The sequence below is a fragment of the Deltaproteobacteria bacterium genome, assembly GCA_020848905.1.
GTDB lineage: Bacteria > Myxococcota_A > Polyangia.
The window spans coordinates 75,388-98,571 of record JADLHG010000009.1 but is presented as its reverse complement, the minus strand read 5'-3'; the positions used below and the strand labels follow the sequence as shown (position 1 = coordinate 98,571).

19 protein-coding genes are annotated in these 23,184 nt (G+C 71.5%); 10 read left to right on the top strand and 9 right to left on the bottom strand.

Going from position 1 to position 23,184, the window contains the following annotated elements; all coding sequences use genetic code 11:
- Positions 1 to 7: 7 nt before the first annotated feature.
- The 3 genes from IT371_05630 to bioB all read left to right on the top strand — a co-directional run bounded on the left by IT371_05630 (position 8) and on the right by bioB (position 5,884).
- Positions 8 to 3,016, top strand: a complete 3,009-nt coding sequence (locus IT371_05630) for a hypothetical protein (GenBank protein MCC6747120.1) — start codon at positions 8 to 10, stop codon at positions 3,014 to 3,016.
- The gene (locus IT371_05625; GenBank protein ID MCC6747119.1) at positions 3,013 to 4,758 is read left to right on the top strand and encodes a hypothetical protein; all 1,746 of its coding nucleotides are present in this window, start codon (positions 3,013 to 3,015) and stop codon (positions 4,756 to 4,758) included. The genes IT371_05630 and IT371_05625 overlap by 4 nt, the downstream gene beginning before the upstream one ends.
- Positions 4,759 to 4,837: 79 nt before the next feature.
- Positions 4,838 to 5,884, top strand: a complete 1,047-nt coding sequence (gene bioB, locus IT371_05620; protein MCC6747118.1) for a biotin synthase BioB — start codon at positions 4,838 to 4,840, stop codon at positions 5,882 to 5,884.
- Positions 5,885 to 5,905: 21 nt separating this feature from the next.
- On the opposite strand, the gene IT371_05615 is transcribed toward bioB, so the two are convergent.
- Positions 5,906 to 6,556, bottom strand: coding sequence for a hypothetical protein (locus IT371_05615; GenBank protein ID MCC6747117.1), 651 nt, complete (start codon positions 6,554 to 6,556; stop codon positions 5,906 to 5,908).
- Positions 6,557 to 6,762: 206 nt separating this feature from the next.
- Positions 6,763 to 8,322, bottom strand: a complete 1,560-nt coding sequence (locus IT371_05610) for a right-handed parallel beta-helix repeat-containing protein (GenBank protein MCC6747116.1) — start codon at positions 8,320 to 8,322, stop codon at positions 6,763 to 6,765.
- A 120-nt stretch (positions 8,323 to 8,442) separates the two neighbouring features.
- Between IT371_05610 and IT371_05605 the strand changes: the two genes are divergently transcribed.
- From IT371_05605 to IT371_05585, 5 genes are all read left to right on the top strand, one after another.
- Positions 8,443 to 9,396, top strand: coding sequence for an NAD-dependent epimerase/dehydratase family protein (locus tag IT371_05605; GenBank protein ID MCC6747115.1), 954 nt, complete (start codon positions 8,443 to 8,445; stop codon positions 9,394 to 9,396).
- 28 nt (positions 9,397 to 9,424) lie between these two features.
- The gene (locus tag IT371_05600; protein ID MCC6747114.1) at positions 9,425 to 10,555 is read left to right on the top strand and encodes a DegT/DnrJ/EryC1/StrS family aminotransferase; all 1,131 of its coding nucleotides are present in this window, start codon (positions 9,425 to 9,427) and stop codon (positions 10,553 to 10,555) included.
- Complete coding sequence (locus IT371_05595) at positions 10,552 to 11,517, top strand: ABC transporter ATP-binding protein (GenBank protein MCC6747113.1); 966 nt, start codon at positions 10,552 to 10,554, stop codon at positions 11,515 to 11,517. The genes IT371_05600 and IT371_05595 overlap by 4 nt, the downstream gene beginning before the upstream one ends.
- An 8-nt stretch (positions 11,518 to 11,525) precedes the next feature.
- A complete protein-coding gene (locus IT371_05590) occupies positions 11,526 to 12,314 on the top strand; it encodes an ABC transporter permease (GenBank protein MCC6747112.1) in 789 nt (262 codons plus the stop codon).
- A 223-nt stretch (positions 12,315 to 12,537) separates the two neighbouring features.
- A complete protein-coding gene (locus IT371_05585) occupies positions 12,538 to 13,434 on the top strand; it encodes a hypothetical protein (protein ID MCC6747111.1) in 897 nt (298 codons plus the stop codon).
- Between the two features lie 63 nt (positions 13,435 to 13,497).
- Here IT371_05585 and IT371_05580 read toward each other — a convergent pair whose 3' ends face one another.
- Positions 13,498 to 14,343, bottom strand: coding sequence for a 23S rRNA (adenine(2030)-N(6))-methyltransferase RlmJ (locus IT371_05580; GenBank protein MCC6747110.1), 846 nt, complete (start codon positions 14,341 to 14,343; stop codon positions 13,498 to 13,500).
- Positions 14,344 to 14,396: 53 nt separating this feature from the next.
- On the opposite strand from IT371_05580, the gene IT371_05575 reads away from it, so the two are divergent.
- Complete coding sequence (locus tag IT371_05575; GenBank protein MCC6747109.1) at positions 14,397 to 15,050, top strand: hypothetical protein; 654 nt, start codon at positions 14,397 to 14,399, stop codon at positions 15,048 to 15,050.
- 15 nt (positions 15,051 to 15,065) lie between these two features.
- Here IT371_05575 and IT371_05570 read toward each other — a convergent pair whose 3' ends face one another.
- On the bottom strand, positions 15,066 to 15,524 hold the full coding sequence (locus tag IT371_05570; protein ID MCC6747108.1) for a YhcH/YjgK/YiaL family protein: 459 nt from the start codon (positions 15,522 to 15,524) through the stop codon (positions 15,066 to 15,068).
- Positions 15,525 to 15,915: 391 nt separating this feature from the next.
- On the opposite strand from IT371_05570, the gene IT371_05565 reads away from it, so the two are divergent.
- Positions 15,916 to 16,545, top strand: coding sequence for a methyltransferase domain-containing protein (locus tag IT371_05565; protein MCC6747107.1), 630 nt, complete (start codon positions 15,916 to 15,918; stop codon positions 16,543 to 16,545).
- 22 nt (positions 16,546 to 16,567) lie between these two features.
- Here the strand turns inward: IT371_05565 and IT371_05560 are convergent, their stop codons facing one another.
- The 5 genes from IT371_05560 to IT371_05540 form a co-directional block, all read right to left on the bottom strand.
- Positions 16,568 to 18,016 carry a hypothetical protein gene (locus IT371_05560; protein ID MCC6747106.1) on the bottom strand — a complete coding sequence of 483 codons (1,449 nt, stop codon included), beginning with the start codon at positions 18,014 to 18,016 and terminating at the stop codon, positions 16,568 to 16,570.
- Between the two features lie 88 nt (positions 18,017 to 18,104).
- Positions 18,105 to 19,121, bottom strand: a complete 1,017-nt coding sequence (locus IT371_05555; protein MCC6747105.1) for a hypothetical protein — start codon at positions 19,119 to 19,121, stop codon at positions 18,105 to 18,107.
- A gap of 81 nt (positions 19,122 to 19,202) precedes the next feature.
- Positions 19,203 to 20,060, bottom strand: coding sequence for a hypothetical protein (locus IT371_05550; protein ID MCC6747104.1), 858 nt, complete (start codon positions 20,058 to 20,060; stop codon positions 19,203 to 19,205).
- Positions 20,061 to 20,134: 74 nt separating this feature from the next.
- Positions 20,135 to 21,493, bottom strand: coding sequence for an acetoacetate decarboxylase family protein (locus tag IT371_05545; GenBank protein ID MCC6747103.1), 1,359 nt, complete (start codon positions 21,491 to 21,493; stop codon positions 20,135 to 20,137).
- The gene (locus IT371_05540; protein ID MCC6747102.1) at positions 21,490 to 23,136 is read right to left on the bottom strand and encodes an FAD-dependent oxidoreductase; all 1,647 of its coding nucleotides are present in this window, start codon (positions 23,134 to 23,136) and stop codon (positions 21,490 to 21,492) included. The genes IT371_05545 and IT371_05540 overlap by 4 nt, the downstream gene beginning before the upstream one ends.
- Positions 23,137 to 23,184: the final 48 nt, after the last annotated feature.

Sequence of the window (23,184 nt, the reverse complement as noted above, 5' to 3'; positions counted from 1 at the left end):
TGCGCTCGTGAATCGACTGGGTGACGCGAAACGGCGAGGCGTCGAGGGTTCGTGCCTGCGACGGCTCGCCGTGGTCGCCGCCGCGCTCGGCCTGAGCTTCACCGGCAGCGCGGCTCGCGGTCAAGCCATCTCGCCCGGCAAGCTCTCCTCGGCCCACGCGGGGCTGGAGACCGAGTGCGCGGCCTGCCACAGCCGCGACCGTGTGGAGCCGAGCCTCTGCCTCAAGTGCCACTCGGCTCTCCGCGTACGTGTGCGGGCCCGGAAGGGCTACCACGCGCGTGTCGACCAGGTGCGCTGCGGAAAGTGCCACCCGGAGCACCACGGGCGAGAGTTTCCCACCACGCGCTGGCCCACGGGGGGCGAAAAGGGGTTCGATCACCGCCTCGCCGGCTATCCGCTCAGCGGCAGCCACAAGAAGGCCGCGTGCCGCGACTGCCACAAGCCGGCCAACATCAAGGAGCCGTCGGTGAAGCGGCTCCCCCTGCCGATCCGGCAGCGGACCTACCTCGGCCTCTGGACCGAGTGCGGAAGCTGCCACCAGGACGTGCACCGCGGCACGCTCGGGGCGGTCTGCACGAGCTGCCACACCGAGACGGGGTTCCGGCCGGTCACGCGCTTTCCCGAGCACAGCCGCACGCGCTTTCCGCTGAAGGGCAAGCACAAGAGCGTGCCCTGCGCGAAGTGCCACCGCCCGGCGCAAGGGACCTGGCGCTTCTCGGGGATCCCGTCGGCCACCTGCGCCGACTGTCACAAGACGCCGCACCGCGCGAGCATGGGGGTCAAGGGGGGCAAGGCCACGCTGGCCTGCCAGAAATGCCACGGAGAGACCAAGTGGTCAGCCATCGACTACAACAAAGATAGCCATCCGGCCACGTTGCCGCTCAAGGGCGGCCACGGCCGCGCGGCATGCAAGGCCTGCCACGGGGCGAAGGCGAGCCAGACCCCGAAGAGCACCGGCTGCGCGAGCTGCCACAAGGACATCCACGGCGGGAAGTTCGGCGCGACCTGCACCAAGTGCCACTCCGTCGAGACCTGGCGCGTGAGCCGCGGACAGGCCTCCGGCGGCACGGTGCTCCCCGAGCAGAAGGCGAGCGCCGACCACCTAGGCATCCCGGCCGCCAAGGTGAAGGCCGTGGCCTTCCACTCGCAGACGCGCTACCCGCTCACGGGGCGCCACATCGTCACCTCGTGCGACGCGTGTCACCGCCGCGGCAAGAAGCGGGTCTACAAGAAGATGAAGTTCGGTCGGTGCGACGACTGCCACAAGGACACGCACCAGGGCCAGTTCGCGCGCCACGACACGCCGAACGCCGAGCTCGCGCGGCGCTGCGAAGGCTGTCACGACACCCTCGGCTGGCCGCTCGTGCGGTTCACGCTCGCGCAGCACGACCAGGCGCGCTTTCCGCTGAAGGCGGCCCATCGCGGCGTGCCCTGCGCGAGCTGCCACGGGGCGAAGCGGCGCCCTGCCGAGCGCTTCACCTACGAGAGCCGCGAGTGCGAGGCGTGCCATCGCGACCCGCACAAAGGGAACTTTCGCGCCACGCCGACGGAGAAGCTGGCCTGCCGCGCCTGCCACGACGAGCGGTCGTTCGCGCGGAGCGCCTTCGACCACGACAAGACCAAGCTGCCGCTCCGGGGCGCGCACGCGAAGACGGCCTGCGCCTCGTGTCACCGCCCCGACGCGAGCGGGCGCGTGCTCTTTCGCGGGCTCGGCGCGGGGTGCGAGACCTGCCACGCCGACCAGCACCAGGGTCAGTTCACGCTGAAGGAGCCGAAGCGCCTCTGCCGCGACTGCCACGGAGAGGGGACGCAGGCCTTCAAGGTGCCGCGCTTCGACCACGAGCGTCTCACCAAGTTCGCGCTCGCCGGCGCGCATCGCAAGGTACGCTGCGAAAGCTGCCACCATCGCGTGCGGCTGAAGGACGGCCACGAGGTCGTCTACTACCGCATGGAGAACGTCACCTGCCGCACCTGCCACAAGTCGCGGCACCTCGAGCTGGAGAAGCGCGTACGCGCGCGGACCGCCCCGCAGGCGCAGGTCGTGCTCGTGGCGGCGCGCACGGCGGTCTTCAAGCGCAGCCGCACGTTGCTCAAGAAGTGCGAGGCGTGCCACCAGCCCGATGGGTGGCGGCAGCTCAAGAGTCCGGAGCATTTCGATCACGGCCTGACCGGCTACCCCTTGCGCGGGCGGCACGCGGCGGCGGCCTGCGCCACCTGTCATCGGCCGAAGCAGGCCACGGCGCGCCCCTGCGGCAGCTGCCACGCCGATCCGCACCTCGGACGGCTCGGGCGCGGCTGCGCCGAGTGCCACGAGCAAGCGAGCTGGACGCCGTCGCCGCTCCTCGCGCAGCACCGACGCACTCGCCTGCCGCTCTCGGGCTCGCACGCGCTGGCGGACTGCGCATCGTGCCATCCGGGGGCCCGCGAGAGCCGCTTCCGCGGCGCGCCCGCGGCCTGCTACGCCTGTCACGCCGCGGCCTACAACGATCCGGCGCTGCACCCGAACCACGCCAAGGTGGGCTTCGACCGGCGCTGCGAGCAGTGCCATCGCACCGTCTCGTGGCGGCCGGCCATCTTCGGCAGCCGCGCCGCGCTGGCCACGAGCCACCAGCGCTTCCCGCTCACGGGGCGTCACGCGCAGCTCGCGTGCAACCAGTGCCACGACACCTCGCGCCCCTCGTCGAGCTGCGTGAGCTGCCACGCCGCGGCGCTCGCGAGCGCGAAGAGCCCCGACCACCGCGCTGCCGGGTTTTCTACCGACTGCGCCCGTTGCCACGGCACGCAGAGCTTCCGTCCGGCGGTGGCCAGCGCGCACGCGGGCCGCTTCCCGCTCACCGGCAAGCACCGCGGGATAGCCTGCGCGGACTGCCACACGGAGCCGTCGAACTATCGCGCCACGAGCTGCACGGGGGCCTGCCACGTGCAGGGCGAGATGGACCCCAAACACCGTCGCATGGCGGGCTACGTCTTCGAGACGCGCGCCTGCCTGCGCTGTCACCCGGCGGGACGCAAATGACGGAGAGGCGGAGCGCGCGGGCGAGGCAGCCTCGAGCGGTGGTGGTGGCCGCGCTGCTGCTGTGCGCGGGGTTTTCCCTCCTCGGCGCGAGCCGCGCGTCGGCGCGCAAGCCGCGTCCGCGCGAGGCGGCGGGGCTCCTCGTGGGCAAGGTCGTGCAGGTCACCGCCTCGGACGTGTACCTGAACCTGGGGGCGCGACAGGGCCTGCGGCCGGGGCAGAGCGTGGAGCTGACGCTCGCCGACGGCGGGACGGTCACGCTGAAGCTGGCCGACGTCTGGGCCAAGGGGGCACGTGCCTCGCTCCCGCGCGGTCCGCGGCTTCCGGCCCGCGGGAACCGCGTCACCGCCGAGGTGCTCGGGCCGGTCGCGTCGGCCGGGCCGCCGAAGCTCCCCGTCAAGCGCTTGCCCGCGTCGCTGCCCGCCGCCGCGCTCGCCGCGAAGTGGGAGGGGGTGGAGCTCGACCCGCCGAAGCGCGTCCCGTATCGCCTCGCACCGGTGAGCTCCGCGGAGGGGAAGTCCGGCGAACGCCGCATCCGCGGGTCGGTGCGCCTCGAGTACGCGGGGCTCCTCGACCTCGGGTCGGCCCCGCAGGCGAACTACCACCAGTTCGGGCTCTACTCGGACCTCGACGTGCCGCGCCTAGGCGTGGACTGGCTCGACTACTCGCACCGCCTGCGCGTGCGCTATCAGCTCGCGAAAGATCTCGACGCGCGCCCGTACCAGGGGGCGCGACCCATCCCGATGGTCTATCGCCTGCGCCTGGGTCTCGAAACGGGGCGCTTTCGCGCCGAGGTGGGGCGCACCGCAGGGGGCCCGCTCCCCGAGGCGGGGGTCGTGGACGGCGGCACGGCGCGCGCGCGTGTGACGGACTGGCTCGCGGTCGGCGCCTTCGGCGGCCTCGCGCCGAAGCTCCTCACGCTCTACCCCGGACTCGAGGCCACGCGCTTCGGCGGCTATCTTTCGGCGCGCCTCGCCAGCCCTCCTCGCAAGAACCCCTGGAGCCTCTCCGCGGACGTGGGTTTCGTAGGCAGCACCTACCGCGGGGCTCTGGACCGCAAGGCGGTGAGCGCTCAGGTGGCCTTCGACCTGCGCACGCTCTCGCTCTATGCGCTGGCCACCGTCGACCTCTACGGCGGCGCGCACCCGGCGAGTCTCGGCGCGGTGGACCTGACCGAGGCGGTGGCCGAGCTCGCGGCCGACGCGACCTCGTGGCTCCACCTCGGGCTGCGCTACGATCGGTACCGTTACGTCCCCTCCCGCGAGGCGCTCGACCTCCTGCCCGGGGACGTTACGCGCCAGGATCCCGTCAACGCCGTGCGCGCCTTCTTCGACCTGCGCCTGCCGAAGCAGCTCGTGGTGAGCGTGCAGGCCGGCTTCGACCGTCAGGGGGGCGACAGCTGGGGGCTGTGGGGCGAGGCGGCGCTGCGGGCGAGCGCCCTGCTCGCGGCGGACGATCAGCTCCACCTCGCCTTTCTCACCCAGCAGGGGAGCACGCTCACCTCGTACGGCGGCCGCCTGCGCTACGACCTGCCGCTCGCGAGCTGGCTCAGCCTCGGGGGCGGCTACGCGCTCCACCTGGACCGCTTCAGCGCGCAGGAGGCGGGGATCCTGCGGCACACGATCTTCGCCAGCGGCGAGCTCCTCTTCGGACGCCACTGGATCGGCGGCGTGCACACCGAGACGCTCCTCTCGGGCGAGGAGCAGGCGCTCCAGCTCTTCGCCACGGTGGCCTACCACTATTGACGTGGCCGGGCCCGGCTCGGTACGGTTCGCCCCGCGGTGGGCACTTCCGCCCTGCCGCGCCGAACCCTAAGGAGTCCGAATGCAGACGGTCGACTTCCACGAGCTCGCGGACCGGGTGCTCGCCGGGCAGGTGCCGACGCGCGAGGAGCTGCGCGAGGTGCTCGCCGTGGACGACGAGGAGCTGATGGTGCTCCTGGCGGCCACGCGCCGGGTACGCGAGGCGCGCTACGGGAACCGCGTGAAGCTGCAGGTGCTCGTGAACGCGCGCAGCGGCCACTGCGGGGAAGATTGCGGCTACTGCTCGCAGTCCAAGGTCGCCGACACGCCGATCCAGCGCTACCCGCTCCTCGACGAGAACGAGCTCTACGCGCGGGCCAAGGAGGCGCACGCGCGGGGTGCGACCCGCTTCTGCATGGTCACCGCCGGGCGCGGGCCGACCGAGCGCGACATCGAACGCCTGAGCGCGGCCGCTCGCCGCATCGCGCGCGACTTTCCGCTCGAGCTCTGCTGCTCGGTGGGGTTCGTGAACGAGGCGCAGGTGCGCCGGCTCGGGGACGCCGGGGTCAGCTGGATCAACCACAACCTGAACACGAACGAGGCGCGCTACGGTGAGATCTGCGGCACGCACACCTACGCCGACCGCGTGAACACGGTGCGCACGGTGCAGCAGGCGGGGCTCAAGAGCTGCTGCGGCGGCATCGTGGGCCTCGGCGAGACCGACGAGGACCTGATCGACCTGGCGTTCGCCTTCCGCGAGCTCGGCGTGGACTCCATCCCGATCAACTTCTTCCACCCGGGGGAGGGGATCCCGCTCAAGCCCGACGGCAGCCTCGACGAGGGGCGCTGCCTGCGCGCGCTCTGCCTCGTGCGGCTCGTCAATCCGGAGGCCGAGGTGCGCATGGCCGGCGGCCGCGAGCTGCACCTCCGCGAGCAGCAGGGGCTCGGTCTCTACGCGGCGAACGCGCTCTTCATCGAGGGCTATCTGACGACGCCCGGTGCGGGGGCCGACGAGACGGTGAAGATGATCGGGCGCTACGGCTTCGAGGTGGAGCGGGTGGCTCCGACGGTGCCGCCCGAGCTGCTCGTTTCGGGTTCGGTGGAGACGACGACGGCGTTGACGCCGTAGGGGAGGGGAGCGCGCGGACGACTAGGGGGCGACGGCGCTCAGCGTCTCAGCGAGAGACTTGGCGGTGCTCCGCGGGGCGGCCACGGCGCGGAAGTAGCCACCATTCGGGTTCCCCTTCACGCCCTGGACCCATTCGACGCCCGCGGCGCGTGCCTTCGCCTGGTCGAAGCGCCCCTCCATTCTCTCGTAGGTGATCTTCCCGCTATCCGAGACCCGCACCTCGATCCCGGCGGCTCGAAGCTCGCTCGCCCGCACCTTCTTGGCGCCCGGCGTGATCTGCACGCGCTTGTTGCCGTGCACGAGGTTCGGGTTGCGCGCGGCGCGCAGGGACCCCGAAACCTCGACGGTGCGCGTGCCGCCCTCCTTGGTCTTGATGGTGCGCTGGTGCGCCTGCGTGAATACGAGACCGTTGTCGTGGGCGGCCTGTTTCGTCTTCGAGGTCCCCACGAGCTTGTTCACGCGTCCGGTCGTCGCGCTGTTCTTGTTCGCGGAGACGCGGATCCCCATGCTGTGGAGGTTTCCGACGCCCCACTCTTTTGTGCCGGTGCGGGTGCGGACGTAGTTCGTCTCCTTGAGCCCCGCGGCCCGCGTGCGATCAGCGGCGGCCGGAGCGGCGAGCGCGCTCCCCAGTACGGCGAAGAGGGCGATGCGATGCCAACGAGTGTGTCGCATGGTGCTTACCTTTCCTTAGCCTGACCGACGTCTAATGCAACGCGGGGGCCAGGATCCGTGGCCGCTCAAGTCATTGAAAGGAGCCACTCTCGCGCGCGCCGCATGGGGCCCGAGGGCCCGGGCTAGGGTCTACCGACCCGACCCAGGGATCCGCCCAGGTGCAAACTGGAGTGGATCCGGGGTCGTCATACCCAAGGGGCCGCGCGTCAGTCCGCCCGACGCCGCCGGGCTCGCGCGAGGCCGGTCACCAGACCGACGAGGAGCGAGAGCGCGAGGGCCCCGGCCGCTTGCGCCGCGGACGCGGAGTCCTTCACCGCGCACGAGCAGCCGCCCGGCTGGGTGGAGATCGTGCCGTCGCCGGCAGGGCCCGTCGTTCCGTCGCGCGGGCCGCCATCTGCTGTCGGCGCACCGCCGTCGGCGAAGACGATGCCCCCGTCGCCGATCACGTTCGTGCCGTCGAACTCGTGCGCGCCCACGTCGATGCGCGCGCCGTAGGGGCGCTTCGTACCGAAGTAGTCGACGGCCACCCCCGCCTCGGGCGTCCCCTTGTCCCGGCAGGGAGAGCTCGCCGGCAGGCGGAAGCCCGCCGGGTTCAGGGCCGTGATGTTCGGAAGCTGGCACGAGACGAGGATGTCGTCCTTGGACTCCCCTTCCTTGGGCGGGCCGCCGCCGAACCAGTTGTTGCTGGCGAAGGAGAGCCCGGTCGAGGGCTCGGTCAGCTCGAGCACCGAAGCGTTCGACTGGATCACGATGTTGTTGATGATGCGCGTCCCCGGGTGCGGACCGGCGTCGAGCTGCAGCGCCACTCCCTGCGCCTGCGAGAAGGTGTTGTTGGCGATCAGCGCGCCCCGCAGGCCGATGGTGACCCCCGGCGTCTCGTCGCCGCGAAACCAGATCAGGTTGTTCTGACAGCCGCTGAAGATGTTGTTCGTCACCACGTGCCCCTCGGAGTGGGGGCCGTCTCCGATGGCGAGGCCGTTCGGCCGGAGGTTTCCGACCTGCCAGGCCGCCGCGCCCGTGCAGTAGACGAAGTTGCGCGTGAAGGTTACCCGGCTCGCGCGGTCCAGGTAGTTGCCGTGGTCGAGGCTGTCGTAGAGCGTGTTGCGCTCGACGAGCGCGCCCGAGCTCTCGGAGATCACGACCCCGGCCACGTGGTTGTTGTAGACCGTGTTGCCCGAGACGACCGCCTGGTCGGCCTGGAAGACCCCGATCCCCGCCTCCCCGGTCGAGAGCGTGTGGGCCTTCTCGTTCGCGAGACCGTTCTGGTAGACCACGTTGTCCCGAGCCGCCGCGCTCCGCCCCGTGGTGAGAAAGATTCCGCGGTGCGCGTTGTGGTGCACCTTGCACCCCACCACCGCGTTGGCCTCGCCGTTCACCAGGACCCCCTGCCCGTTCGAGCCTTTCACCTCGAACCCCTGGAAGGTAGTGTGGCTCCCCGCGACGACCACGAGCGCCTGCTCCGGGTCGGCCGGGAGCGTCCCGCCGCCGTCGATGACGACGGTCGCACCCGCCACGGCGCGGATCACGATCGGGCTCTGCGCGTTCGCCGTCAGATCGAAGACGAGCTCTTCCCGATAGGTCCCGGCGCGCACCTCGAGCACGTCGCCGGCGAGGAGCCTCGGGAGCGAGGCGCCGATCGTGCGCCAGGGGTCGGTGCTGCTCCCGACGGCGGCGTCGTTGCCCCGCGCGCCGTCCACCACGTAGGTCGTGGCACGAGCCGTACCGATGCAGGAGACGAGCACGCCGAGGCAGACGGCACAGCGCATGGGGACCTCCTAAGGCTAAGCACAAGCTAACGTAGTGCCGCACAGCATAGCGCATCCCGGCGCCGCGTTCAGCGCCGGCCTCGCCCTGACGCCCGGCCGCTGTGATAGAGTGCACACCGCATGCTCAAGGGAATGCGCATCCTGATCACCGGTGGCGCCGGCTTCATCGGCACGCACCTCTGCCGCGCGCTCTGCGAGGAGAATCGCGTCGTGGTGCTGGACACGCTCCGGCGCAACGCCCTCGAACCGGCGGGGCTGCATCGGCATCCGAACGTCGAGCTCCGGGTAGGCGACGTGATGGACCTCCCCACCGTGCGCCAGGCGATGAAGGGCTGCACCCACGTGATCCACCTCGCGGCCATCGCGGGGGTGGACACGGTGATGAAGAACCCCGTGCCCACCATGCGCATCGCCATGCTCGGCACGAGCAACGTGCTCGAGGTGGCGCTCGAGCAGGGGGACCTGCAGCGCGTGGTGGACTTCTCCACCTCCGAGGTCTTCGGCCGCCAGGCCTTCAACGTGACCGAAGGGGACGTGACCAGCCTCGGGGCGGTCGGCGAGGCGCGCTGGACCTACGCCGTGAGCAAGCTCGCCACCGAGCACCTCACCTTCAACTACTACAAGCAGCACGGCCTCCCCACCGCCTCGGTGCGCCCCTTCAACATCTACGGGCCGATGCAGATCGGCGAAGGGGCGGTGCACCACTTCATCGTGCGCGCCATCCGAGACGAGCCGCTGACCGTGCACAACGACGGCAGCCAGATCCGCGCGTGGTGCTACGTGGACGACATCATCCGCGGCACGCTGATGGTCCTCTCGCACCCGGCGGCGATCGGGCATTCCTTCAACATCGGTAACCCCCGCTCGACGGTCACGATCTACCAGCTCGCGCGCGAGATCCTGAAGCTCACCGACTCGCGCTCCGAGCTGCAATTCGTGAAGTGGCCCTTTCCGGACGTGGACCTGCGCATCCCGAACATCGGCAAGGCGCGCCAGCTCCTCGGCTTCGAACCGCAGGTGGACCTGGAGGAGGGGCTGGTGCAGACCATCGCGTGGTACAGGCAGCGCGGCTGACGCCGGCGCATCGTCTCCGTAGACGCCCATGCTAGACTCCGGCCCCGACGCCATGCTCGAGCTCAACGCCCCCGACATCCAACCGGAGGACCTGGCGGCCGTGGCCCGCGTGCTCGAGGGGAAGCGGCTCCTCGCCGGGCCCGAGATCGCGCGCTTCGAAGCAGCCGTGGCCGAGGCGGTCGGGGCGAACCACGCGGTGGCCGTCTCGAGCGGCACCGCGGCGCTGGTCCTCGCGCTGCAAGCCGCGGGAGTCGGGCCGGGAGACGAGGTACTAGTACCCGCGTTCACATTCCTCGCCACGGCGCACGCGGTGGTGCTGGTCGGCGCCACTCCCGTGCTGGTGGACGTGGACCCGCGGACCTGGAACCTCGACCCCGGCGAGGCCGCGCGCGCCATCACCTCGCGCACCACGGCGATCCTCCCCGTGGACCAGTTCGGTCTGCCGGTGGAGGTCGAGCCCCTGCTGATGCTCCGGCGCCGCGACGGCCTGGCCCTGACGCTCATCGAGGACGCCGCGTGCGCGGTCGGTGCCGCGCGTCACGGACGTCCGGTGGGGGCGGGTCCCGGGACCGCGTGCCTCAGCTTTCATCCGCGGAAGATCATCACCACCGGCGAGGGGGGGATGGTCCTCACCGACGAGGCGGGGCTGGCCGACCGCATCCGGCAGCTCCGCACCCTAGGGCGGGACGGAAGCGGCCGCTTCGTGGAGGTGGGCCCCAACCTGCGCATGACCGAGCTCGGGGCGGCGCTCGGACGGTCGCAGCTCGGACGCCTGCCGGCGCTGGTCGAACGCCGACGGGCCCTCGCGACGCGGTACCGTTCGCGCCTCCACGGCCATCCGCGCCTGCGGCTGCAGGCCGAGCCGCCGGGGCTGCGTCACTGCTATCAGACCTTCGCCCTCTGCCTCGGGCCCGAGCTGGACCGCGCGATGGTGATCGCCTCCCTTGCTCGCGACAGGGTCCAGGCGGGGGTCGCGACCTACGGCGTGCACCGGGAGCTCCCCTACCGGAGCGACGAGCGCATCGCCGCGCAGCCGCTGCCGGTCGCGGACGAGCTGGCCGCGCGTGGTCTGGCGCTGCCGCTCCACCCGGGGATGACCGAATCCGAGGTGGACCGCGTCTGCGCGGCGCTCGAGCGCGCGCTGGAGGCGCGTCCATGACCCAGGCCACGAACGCCGCCAAAGGAACGGACCCCTCGCGGGTCGTGCTCTCCGCCGAGCACCTGGGCAAGACCTACGCGATCGGGTTCTTCCGCAAGAAGGTGCACGCCACGACCGACGTGACCTTCCAGGTCGAGCGCGGCGAGATCTTCGGTCTCCTCGGGCCGAACGGCGCGGGCAAGACCACCACGATCAAGATCGTCCTCGGTCTCGTGAAGCCCACGACCGGGCGGGCGGAGCTCCTCGGCTTTCCCGTCGGGGAGGTGCGGGCCAAGCAGCGCCTCGGGTACCTGGCCGAGAGCCCCTACTTCTACGACTACCTGACCGGGCGCGAGCTGCTCGTCTTCGTGGCCGCGCTCTTCGGCCTCGAGAGGACGGACGCGCGCCGGCGGGCCGGCGAGCTCCTCGAGAAGGTGGGCCTGTCACGCGCCGCGGACCTCGCGCTCCGGCGCTACAGCAAGGGGATGCTCCAGCGGCTGGGTCTGGCGCAGGCGCTGATCAACGACCCCGAGGTGGTGATCCTGGACGAGCCGATGAGCGGGCTCGATCCGCTGGGCCGCAAGCAGGTGCGGGAGCTCATCGCGGCGCTCCGCACCGAGGGCAAGACGGTGATCTTCTCCTCGCACATCCTCTCCGACGTGGAGCTCCTGGCCGACCGCGCGGCGATCCTCGTCCGGGGCCGCACGGTGGCCACGGGGCCGATCGATCGGCTGGTCCCCGCGCGTCTGCTCAGCACGGAGATCGTGGTGGCCGAGCCGAGCGACGCGCTCGAGGCGGCGCTGGCCGAGGCGGGACACGCGCTCGCCCGCGTCGGGGACAACGGCCAGCTCGTGCTCGGCGAGGCGGTGGACCCGGGGCCGGTCATCGACCTCTTGCGCGCGCAGGGGGCGAAGATCGTCTCGGTGACCCCGCGCAAGGAGTCGCTCGAGGACGTGGTGGTCCACCAGGCGACGCAAGGGTAGCCACGGCGATGCAGAAGATCTGGGCCATCGGACTCAACACCTTCCGCGAAGCGATTCGCAACAAGGTGCTCTACAGCCTGCTCTTCTTCGCCGTGACGGTGATCCTGGCCTCGCTCGCCTTCGGCGCCCTGTCGGTGCACGAGGAGGTGCGGCTGACCACGGACCTGGGTCTGGCCGGGATGAGCCTCTTCGCGGTCATCATCGCGATCTTCGTGGGCGTGAACCTGGTCTACAAGGAGCTCGAGCGCAAGACGATCTACATGCTCCTGCCGAAGCCGATCCAGCGCTGGCAGTTCGTGCTCGGCAAGTTCGTCGGCCTGGTGCTCACCCTCGGGCTCCTCGAGGTCGTGATGACCGGTGTCCTGCTCGGGGTGCTCGCGCTGCAGGGCGCCGAGCTGCGCGCGCCGCTCTTCATGATGGTGTCGCTGATCTTCCTCGAGGTCGTGGTCGTCACCGCGGTGGCGGTCCTCTTCTCGTCCTTTTCGACCCCCTTTCTCTCGGGGGCCTTCACCATCGGCGTCTTTCTGCTCGGGCGTAGCGTGCCCGACATCCGCGCGGTGGCCGGCAAGCTCACGAACCCGGTCCTGGCGAGTCTCCTCGACGGCATCAGCCGGGTGGTGCCGAACCTGCGCTACTTCTACGCTACCGGGGGCGAGACCGACGGCGCGCGGGTCTCCGTGAACGGCGTCTTCGTGGACTGGAGCTACGTCGGGCTCGCGGGGGCCTACGGCCTGCTCTACGCCACCCTGGTGCTGCTCCTGGCCATGGCGCTCTTCTCGCGCCGGGACTTCGTCTAACCGGCTGTCACCGAGCTGTCACTTGACCGGCGCCTAACACCCATCATCATATTTGGGACGCCTCCTAACTAAAGGGCCGCCACGACCCGTCGATAGGTAGACGCATAGATCAACTCGGCCCAGCTCGGCGGCACGCGCGGCGGGCCGAGCCAGCTTGGTGGGATTGTGGCCAGGCGGGTTCCGGCCTGGAGCAGGGCCCTGAGCCCCTGAGCTACGTGTATCCATGCTTGCGGCCCGCCTGGTGAGCTACGCGCGCCATCCGCTGGCGGTCCTCGACCCCGACGACCGCATCGTCGCCATCAACGACGCCCTCGAGCAGCTCCTCGGCCTGCGCACGGGGCAGGCCGAACGTGCGGACTTCGTGGCGCTCTGCGTGGCGCCGGAAGAGGCGACCCCGCTCCGGAAGAGCCTGGCCCGTGCGCGGAAGGAGGCCTCCGGGCGGGCCCAGTTCCTCGTGACCACCCCGAAGGGGGAGAGGCTGCGACTCACCGCCGAGCTGAGCGCAGCCGGGCGGGAGGGGCGCGAGGGGCTGATCCTCGCCGTCCTGGCCTACCGGGCGCAGGATTCCCGGCCACCCTGGCTCGGGCTGGCCGAGGAGGCCTACGATCTGTCGATGCGGCCCGGGGATCGCTGGACCATCGTGGCAGCTACGTTGCGCGGGGCTCACGAGGGGCGAGCGGAGGCTCTCATCGGTCGGCCCTGCTATGTCGCCCTCCACGGCGCAGACGCTCCGTGCCAGGGGTGCCCGGTGCAAGCCCTCGAGAGGAGCGCCGAGGTGGACTACGAGATGGCGGTCCTCGGGGGCGCGGGGGCCTCGAACGAGATCTCGCTCGTGGCGGCCGAGCGCCTGTCGGACGAGACGGTGCGCGTCTACTATCAGCCCGTGCGCGAGCGGGACCTGTCCGTGCTCACGCGCAGCCGGCTGCAGCAGCTCGCCACGCGCGCTCGCCTCTCGGACCGCGAGCAGGAGGTGCTCGAGCTTCTGGCCCTCGGGCGCAGCACCGAGCAGATCGGGCAGACCTTGGGCGTGGCGCCGCGCACGGTGAAGTTCCACCAGGTGAATCTGCTCCAGAAGCTGGGGGCGGACTCGCGCGCGGACCTCCTGCGCCTGGTGCTCTGAGCGTTGCCAGCGCCTGGCGCTCTGAGCGTTGCCAGCGCCTGGCGCCCTAAGCGGCGCCTCGTTCTAGAAGCCTTGTTCGCGTACCAGCCACCGCCCGTGCGTGGCGCAGGCCCTGCCCAGCGTCGGCAGGGCGCCGGCCACTGCCGCCAGGGCGGGCGGCGGCGCGTTCACGAGCAGCATCCCGCTGCCGTTCAGGCGATTGCGCTTCAGCTCGAGGGGGGTCGTGACGAGCTCGACGGCGGTGCCCGAGAGCCCCCCCTGCTGGAGCTGCTGGAGCAGCAGGTTCGGCCGCGTGAGGCTCTTCACCGGATACCAGAGGAGGAGCCGCGCGGCGGGGGCCGCCTTCACCGCCTCGGGGAGCAGCCGCGTCAGCTCGGACCACTCGGCCTTGTCCGAGTACGGGGGGTCGAGGAGCGCCAGGGTCTCGCCGCCGGCGCTCCCCGCCTCGCGCAGCGCGGTGACCAGGGCCGCGGGTCCGTCTCCGACGCGCAGCTCGAGCCGCGGGTCGCTCCCCAGGTTCCGCTCGAGCTGACGCGCCGTGGCCTCGACGAGCTCGTAGCCGACCAGCCGGTCCTGTGGGCGCAGGCACGCGAGGGCGATCGCGGGCGAGCCGGGGTAGACGCGCCGCCCGTCGTCGGAGAGCCCCGCCGCGCGAAGGAGGGTCAGGTAGCGGGCGAGCGCCGCGGGGAGTCCGTCCGCGGGGAGCGCGAGGAGCTTGTGCACCCCCTCCATCCACTCGCCCGTGGAACCGAGGAGGTAGCGTCCCTCCCCGGCGTGGGTCTCGATCACCCGCACGGGCCGCTCGGCGGAGAGGAGCTCGTCGAGGACTGCCACGAGCACGAGGTGCTTGAGCACGTCGCCGACGTTGCCCGCGTGGAAGCGGTGGCTGTAGTCGAAGGCAGGGTCCATGCGGCGTCCGCTCTCCCCTTCCCACGTCCGGCGCCGTGACGCAAGATGCGGCCATGCGCCCCTCGCCCGGCACCCGTTCCGCGCTGCTCCTCGGCACGGGGGGCCTCGTGCTGGTGCTCGCGCTCCTCGGCGCGCGCATGCTCCTCGGGGCGCGCGCGAACCTGCTCGCCGCCGAGGAGAGCTGCGGCCGGCGGGACCTCGTCACCTGCTCGCGGCTCCTCCGGCGCGCCATGGCCTACTACCTGCCGGGAAACCCGTGGGTCGGCCGCGCCGCGGAGCGGCTGCGCGCGGAGGCCAGCGCCGCCGAAGCCCGCGGGGAGCGGACCCTCGCGCTCCACGCCTGGCAAGAGCTCCGCTCGGCGGTCGTGGTCACGCGCGGCCTCACGCAGCCCTTCGGCGCGCTCCTCGCGGAGAGCGCCGCCCGCATCGCGGCCTTGCAGGCGCTCGATCCCGAGGCTGCGCCCCACCTCCGTACGCCGTCGGGTCGCGCCGCGCTCGCGACGCGGCTCGCGCACCCCCCCGAACCACGCCCGCTCTTCGTGGTGCTCGGCCTCCTCGGCTTTCTGCTCTTTTCGGGGGGCGGCTTCGCGCTCTGCTTTCGCGGGCTGCGCCCCGACGCGACCCCTCTGCCGAGGCGTTTCGTCCCGCTTCTCGGCGCGGTCCTGCTCGGCCTCGGCCTCTTCGCGCTCGGGATGGGCCTCGCCTGACCTGACCCCGACGCCTCAGGCGCCCGCGGGGACGCGCACCTTCACCACCACCTTGCGCACCGGCTCGGGCGCGGATACGGCCATCCCCGGCATGTGCGCGTCCTCGGGCCAGAGGATCATGAAGGTCCCCTCGCGCAGGTGCAGGAACTCGCCCGGCCCCTCGAGGCGCAGGAAGTCCTTCTCGGCGTCGTAGGGGCCTGCCGCGAGCTGGCCCAGGTGCGAAAAGCCCATCTGCTCGCTGCCGCGGGCCACGTACTGCACGTCGATGTACTTCCGGTGCGCCTCCCACGCGCCCTGCTCCGGCCGCTTCGTCTCGTAGTCCTGCACGATGGCGTAGACCTCGTCTCCCTCGAGCTCGTGGCGTCCGGCGGGGAGGCGCGTCACGTCCGTCTCCTCGAGAAAGCGCAAGGCGCGGGCGATGCCGGCCCCGAGGCCGTAGTAGAGCGAGGCGTTCTTGAGCTGGTCGATGAGCATGCGCGGAGCTCCTGTCGGTGTTCTTGGGCCCGAGGCATCGCACCGGACGCGGCGCGACGCAAGCGTCACGGAGGCCCCGGCGGCAGGGCTGTCGAGTTCTCGGACATGGGGGTATGGAGGGGGCGGCGCGACGGGCAAGTGCCCCCTCGCGCACCGCCCCGGGCGCAGCACCGCGCCGAAGGCCTTCGCATCGATCCGCGCCGCACACCGCCGCCCCACCGCCGGCTGATGCAAGCGGCGGCGTCCGCCAGGGCCCGCGTCACGAGCGCCCTAGGCCCCCCCACGCTCTTCCATCCGGAGAACTCGATCACCCTGGCCCTGGCGTCCCTCGCGGTGTTTCGTGCGGCCCTCCGGCGGTATCATGCGCCGCACCCTCGCCCGACGGAGCCCCATGCGCTGGTACGACGTCTTCTCCCTCTTTTACGACCGCTCGCTCGAACAGACCTATCGCGCCTACCGCGTCCAGGCCGTGGAGCGGCTCCGCCTCGCGCCGGGGGCGACGGTGCTCGACCTGGCGTGCGGCACGGGGCAGAACTTTCCGGCGCTCGTGGAGGCTGTCTCGCCCACCGGCCAGGTGCTCGGGGTGGACCTCTCTCGCGGAATGCTCGCCCGCGCGCGCCAGCGCATCGCCCGCGCCGGCTGGAAGAACGTGCACCTCCTCGAGCAGGACGCACAGACGCTCGCCGAGGCGGACCTCGCCGAGTTCACGGGAGGGCGGCCCCTCGACGGAGCGCTCTGCACGCTGGGCCTGACGGTGATCCCCGACTGGCGGCCGGTGTTCGAGGCCACCTTCGCGCTCCTGCGTTCCGGGGGCCGCTACGCGCTCCTGGACGTGCACGCCCCCGAGCGCAGCTTTCAGACCCGCATGGTGGAGCTCTTCGCGCGCGCCGACGTGGGGCGCAAGGTGTGGGAGCCCCTCGAGGCGCTCGCTTCGGACTTCACGCTCGAGGAGACCGATGCACCGGCCAAGACCGTGGGGGGCACGCTCTTCGTCGCCAGCGGCACCCGGCCGCCGGCGTGAGCGCGGCGTCGAGGGCGGGGGCTCAGAAGACCGGGACGTCCCCCGCCGTGTCCGGCGTCTCGGTGTCGCCGATGGTGGTCGCGTTGCCGTAGCCGAGCTGCGCGGCGCTGGCCGAGCCCCAGCAGCGCACCTGGTTCTTCGAGGTGAGCGCGCAGGAGTGGTTGCCCCCGGCGGCCACGCCGAGCACCGTCTCGCCCACCTTCACGTCGCCCTTGGCGCTCGGGTCGTGGATGTCGGCAATCGCGGCGTAGCCGAGCTTGCCCGTCTGACCGCTGCCCCAGCAGCGTAGGTTCTGCGCGTCCGTGACGGCGCAGATGTGGCTCCCCGTCGAGGAGATGCTGAAGCTCGTGACCAGCGCCCCCACCTTGATCGCCGCCACGGCCGAGGGAGCCTCGTTGTCCCCGACGTGCTGGCCGGCGTTCGCCGTCACGCCCAGGTTCCCGGCCCCCCAGCAGCGGAGCGCCCCGCCCTTGATCAGCGCGCAGGTGTTGTAGTTACCCGCCTGCAGGTCCACCACCTCGCCGCCGACGTCCACGTCCTTCAGCTCCGAAGGCTTCTTCTCCTTGATGTCGAGCTGGTCGCCGTAGCCGAGGCGTCCCCATTCGCCCTCGCCGAAGCAACGCACCTTGCCACCCTTGAGGAGCAGGCAGGTGTGCTGTCCTCCCGCGGCCACCTTCTCCACGTCCACGCCCATCTCCATCGGCGCCACGGCTGAGGGCTTCTCGTTGTCCCCGATCGGGCCGGCGGCCACCTGCCCCGGAATCCCGCACTGGCCCCACGCGCACTCGCCCCAGCAGCGCACCTTCGCGTCGGTCATGAGCGCGCAGGTGTGGTTCGCGCCGGCGGAGAGCTGCTTGACCGCGCCGCCGAGGTCCACGTCCCCCACGTCGGCCGGATGGTTCGTGAGCCCCACGTTGTTGGTGTTGCCGTAGCCGAGCCGGCCCAGCGCCCCTCCGCCCCAGCAGCGGACCTTGCCCGTGTCGAGGAGCGCGCAGGCGTGCGCATCCCCGAGGGCGAGCTGCGTCACCTTGCCGCCGATCTTGACCATCTTGCCGTACTGCTTCGGCGTGCTCTGGTGGCCGATGCCGGAGACCGTCGTCGCATAGCCGAGCTGCCCCGAGCTGTTGTAGCCCCAGCAGCGCACCTCCTTCGTATCGAAGATGACGCAGGTGAAGGACTTGCCCGCCGCCACCTGGTCGATCTTGGTCGGTGCCGGGCCCCCACCGCCGTCGGGGCTCGGGGCGCCCTTGTCGGCCGTCGGGCCCCCCTCGGTCGCGGGGCCGCGGTCGCCCGTCGCGCCGCGATCGCCGCCCACGCCACCGTCGGTGCCGGCCGGGCCGTCGGCGGTCACCGCGCCGTCGCTCAAGCTGCCTCCGTCCGGCGTGGACGACGAGCTGCCGCAGCCGATCGCACCCATCGCCAGCGCCGCACCGAGCAGCGCCGCGATTCCTCCCCTCCGACGATGACGCATCGTTTGTAGACCTCCTCGTAGGTAGTCGTGTGCGCCGAGGATAGTCGGGAATGGCTCGAAGCCGAAATAACCGCCGGCCGCGGCGTGCTCAGTAGGGACAGGGGGGCGAGGGGCACCGACACGCCGTGCCGTTGCATTCGGCGGTGCAGCCGTTCGAGCAGGAATAGCCGCACTCGCAGCCGTTGGTCCAGCTTCCGTCGCAGTTGAGCAGGTCGCCGTTGCACTTGCAGAGGCCGCCGGTGCAGGTGGCGTTGGCGCCGCAGCTGCCCGTCGTGCAGGGGGTGATGCAGCTCGTGCCGTTGCATTGCTTGCTCGGCGGGCACTCGCAGCCGTCGGAGAGGGTGCTGTTGCAGTTCTTGTAGTTGGTGTTGCAGAAGCAGTTCCCACCGCTGCACGTCGCATTGGCGCCGCAGTTGACGCTCGCGCAGGGATCGGGGTTCACGCAGCTCGTGCCGCTGCACTGTTTGGTCGGGGAGCACTCGCAGCCGTTGCCCCAGCTCCCGTCGCAGTTCTTGTAGCTGCCGTTGCAGCCGCAGGTGCCCCCGGAACAGCTCGCGTTCGCGCCGCAGCTCACGCCGGCGCAGGGGTCGGGGGCGTTGCACGCGCTGCCGCTACACTGCTTTCCCGACGGGCATTCGCAGCCGTTGCCCCAGCTCCCGTCGCAGTTCTGCGCCCCGCCCGTGCAGGCGCAGGCGCTGTTCGTGCAGCGCGCGCTCGAGCCGCAGGCGTTGCCGCACTTGCCGCAGTGCCCCGCGTCCGAGCTCGTGTCGACGCACGAGCCGTCGCAGAGCGCCTTCGGGGACACGCACCCCGCGTCGCCCGTGGGCTTCCCGCTGTCCCGAAGCGGCGCGTCCCCGATAAAGAGGTCTCCCGGCGGCGCGACCCCGCGATCCGAGCGCCAGGGGAGGTAGCTGTCGGCAAAGCCCCCGCCGAAGTCGCTGCCTCCGCCCCCGGCGACGCAGACACCCTGCCGGGGGTCGCAGACAGTCCCGGGTCCGCAGGGCATGTCGTAACTGCACGGGCGGCCCACGGCTTCGGGAGCCCTCGCGGAGCAGGCCACCACCACGACGCCGAGGCCGAGCGCCAGCACGAGCCAGAGTTTCACGTCAGCGCCCCTAGCTTCGCTCCCACGACCCAAGCATAGCATTCGGGTCGGGGGCGGCGTCAGGGGTTGGGTCTGGGCGTGTTACGGGCAGGTTCCGGGGGTAGCGGAGAGGGCGCCCGCGGCGGTCAGGTAAAAGGTCTTCCGGAAGTAGTTCGTCTCGGTCACGGGCTTCGTGGCGGCCGCCTTGTCCGGGTTGTAGCTCCAGAGGAGCTTGGCGGTGATTGCGGGCGGCGAGGCCAGCAGGCCGCTCAGGATGTTCCCGTAGGGGGCCATGCCGTGGGCGCCGAGCTCGGTGGCCGCGAGCCAGGCCGTGTCGTTGAAGGCGGGCTGCTCCCAGCCCGAGGGCGCGGCCGTGCCGAGGACCTTCCAGGTCTTGTCGGTGGGAAGCGCGTGAACGGTGGGTCCCACGGTCCAGCGCGCCTCGGCCACCACGGCGCGGTCCGTGCCGTCGATGCGCATGGTGTTGATCCCCTCGATGGCCAGGACGTTCGGCTGCGAGGGATGCCGCTTGAGCGTCAGGTTGTGCTTGAGCGGCGAGTTCCAGAGGTTGGTCACGTTCGCCACGAGCTGGCCGTTCAGGTAGAGCTTGTAGTTGTCGTCGACGGTGATGGCGAGCTGCGCCGGGATCGTGTCGTTGATCCCGATCGGGCACGGGGCGCTGTCCGGCTTCGGAACCGCGTCCGGCGCACCCTTGTCCGCCACGCGCTGGTCGGTGGCGCGCTGGTCTGCCGTCGGTCCGTCGGCGGCGCCCCGGTCCGGAGCGCTCTGATCGCGACCCATGTCGGCGCGCGCGAGCAGGTCGACGCTGGCCCCGAGGTCCCGGAACATGCCGCTGTCGGGGGTGACCTGGGCATCGGATTTCGGGTTGCTGTCGTTGCAGGCCGCGAGCAGGCAGATAAGCAGCGCGCAGTGGCCGCGTCGGGGAGTCAGGATGCGCATGGTTCACCTCGATCGTGTCGCCCTGGGCCGGGCGCAGACCGAGAAGCTTAGCCAAAAGCGCGGCCCGGCTCCAATCATTCGCGGCCGATCAAGCGGCGCACGCGGTCCCCCAGGGACGAAGCCTTCGCGCGAGCGAGGTAGTCCAGCGCCACGCGCCCGCGGCCGAAGACGAAGCTCATGGTGAGCGAGAAGCCGCCCACGCACTCGCCCCCGAGAAAGTAGCTCGAGGCGAAGAAGCGCACCTCTGGCGCGCGCAGCGCGAAGAAGCGCTCCATGGCGCGCACGCGAAAGGGGACCTCGACCAGCTGGTCCACGACCGGTCGTCGCTCCGCCTCGGAGGTCACGTCGGGGATCTGCTTGTGCAGGTAGACGGTCACGGCCGGCCAGGCCAGCCGCAGGACGTCGCGATTCGCGAGGCCGAAGAGGGCGCCCACCAGCTCCGTCACCGATGTCGGGAGACGCCTGGGACCCGCGAGCTGCGCGGCGAGCTCGCGCCCGAACTCGGGAGCCTCGAGCGGCTGCCGCTCGCGCCACGAGGCGCGGAGCAGCATCTCCTGGGCCAGGATCACGTCGATGTGGTCGGCGTAGCGCTCGGTCTTGCCGAAGCGCTTCGGGAAGCCGTAGAGCTCGCGCCCGAGGGTGATGGCGAGGAAGTTCTCCGGATAGAGCTCCGGCGTGTAGACCCCCGGCTTCAGCGACGGCCCGAGGCACGGCAGAAAGGGGCAGGTCTCGTCGTAGGCGAAGGCCTTGCCGCGGCCGGCGGGGTGCTCCGTGGCGACCCGCGGGAAGAAGCTGAAGGTGAGGAAGTAACGGTCCTCGAGGCCGGGTAGCGGCCGGAGCCCGTCGGGGAGCAGGCGGCGCAAGCGCGCGGGGTCGTCGCGCATCACGAGGAAGACCATCTCGAAGGCGTCGGCGACGTACGGCCCGGGGACGAGGCGCGCGTTTGGCGATTCGAAGAAGTCCTCGAAGTGGCGGCGCAGCACGTTCTCGGCCTCGTAGAGCGTCCGCACCTCGGTGGCGAAGTGCTGCACCAGGCTGCGGCCGAGGGCGGGGCTCCGGCCCATCAGCTCGTAGAGGTCGCGCCGCTCGAGCACGAGGAGCTCGACCTCGGTGAAGGCCGAGAGGGAGGCCGAGCGCGGCTTGCCGTCCACCAGCGACAGCAGCCCGAGGGCCTGCGGCGCGGGGAGCAGCGTCACGAGCCGGTCGTTGCGGCGCACCGCGACCTCGCCGCGAAGGAGCAGGTAGAGGTCGTCGGGGGCCGCCTCCTCGGCGAGGAAGACTTTTCCCGCGGGGACGCGCTCGCGTCGGCCGAGCTCGAGCAGGCGTGCGGTGACGTCGTGCTCGAGGTCCGCGAAGAGCGGGAGCTTGCGGAGCTCGGCGAGCAGAGCCTCGCTCGTGAGGGCGTCACCGGCGAGGGCGTCTCCGTCGATCATCTCTCGTCCTCCTCGGCGGCCTCGGCCGCGGAGCCCCGTCGGGGGCGCGTGGGCCAGAGCCCCGGCAGATGTCGGTCCACGCGGCGGAGCGCCTTCTGGAAGGCCCGCAGGTGCGCGGGTGGCGGGGACGGGAAGAGGACCTCCGTCTCGGGGAGGCCGGCCCGCGCGAGGAGCGCGTTCGCCGCCACGAGCGCGGTCTGACAGGCCCGCTCCATGTAGAGCACGGGAGCGCCGCCGTCGATCCAATCGCCGCAGAGGACCAGGTCTGGCTGCGCGGTCACCACCTTCGGAAAGGAGCGCGCGCTGCCGACGGGGAAGTTGATGTGCGTGGCCTCGTTGCGGACGATCGTGCGATGCAGGCAGCTCCCCGCCACCTCGGGAAAAGCGCGCTCCACGTCCCGCTCGACGCGCGCGAAGAGCTCGGCGTCGGGGAGCGCGTGGAGCCTCTCGGGGGCGTAGATGTGCCCTTCGAGCACGCTCCCCCCCGTCTCGGCGTGGAAGGCGGCGAACTCGTCTTGAAAACGGTGGAGCCAGAAGAAATTGTCCACCGTGGCCCGCCCGCTGAAGACGCCGCTCTCGCCGTACTCGAGGCTCGGGGCGGCGCCGAAGAAGAGGCGCACCACCGTCGAGGGACGCCCCCGGAACGCCGAGAGGTCGCCGAGCGGCGCCACGAGGTCGGGCGAGCGTTGCCGGAGCGCCTTCGCCCCTTCCACGTCCACGGCGAGCACGACGGCGCGTGCGCGCAGGGTGCCCGAGTAGCCGCCGAGCTCGGGAGCCGGGTCGCCCTGGACCGTCGGCGCGTCGGCCCCCGTGCGCTTCCAGGCGAGGGTCCAGCCTCCTCCCGGCGCGCGTTCGACGCGCTCGACCGAGACGCCGCGCACGAGCCGGCCCCCGCGCGCCGCGATCCTCGCCGCCAGCGGCTCGAGGAGCGTGGGCACGACCGGGCCGCGCGGGAAGGAGAAACACTGGTCCTCGCGGCGCAGAAAGACGTAGAGCTGCAAGCTCAGCAGGAAGGCCCAGAGCGAGACGTGCTGCGGGTCGGAGAAGAAGCCGCTCCGCGTGAGGCTCCGCAGGAAGGCCTGAAAGAAGAAGGGCACGCCGCGCAGGTAGTCGGCCACCGAGAGCGCGTCGTACTTCTCCCGGTGCTTCGCGTCGTAGGGGTCGAAGCAGATCGCCTCGAGCACCTTGGTGGCGAGGTTCGCGAGCAGCGGGAGCTCGTCGGTGCGAATCAGCCGGCGGAGGTTCTCCTTGGCCAGCAGCCGTACGTGGTGGAAGGGCTCCGGCACCCGCGTGACCTGCGTCTCGCGTCCCACGTTCGTGCGGTACACCGCCTTGCCATCGTCGAACAGCAGGGCCTGGTCGTAGGCGGCGATCATGCGCGCGGAGAGGCCCTGCCGCTCGAGGAGCGCCCAGAAGTTGCGGTACTGCCGCCACCAGCCGTGCATGCCGTGTTCGACGGAGAAGGTGAACGACCGCCCCTGGTGCACGAAGTGCGTGGCGGGATAGGCCGCGACCCGGCCGCCTAGCGACCGCGGGTTCTTCTCGAGGAGCAGCACCGGAAGCCCACCCTCGCTCAGGGTGAGCGCGGCGGTGATCCCGGCGATGCCGCCGCCGACGACCACGATGGGGAGGTCTTCGTGCATGGCCGAGAATAGTAGATCGGGGACGGAAGGGGGAGGGGGAGCGGCGGG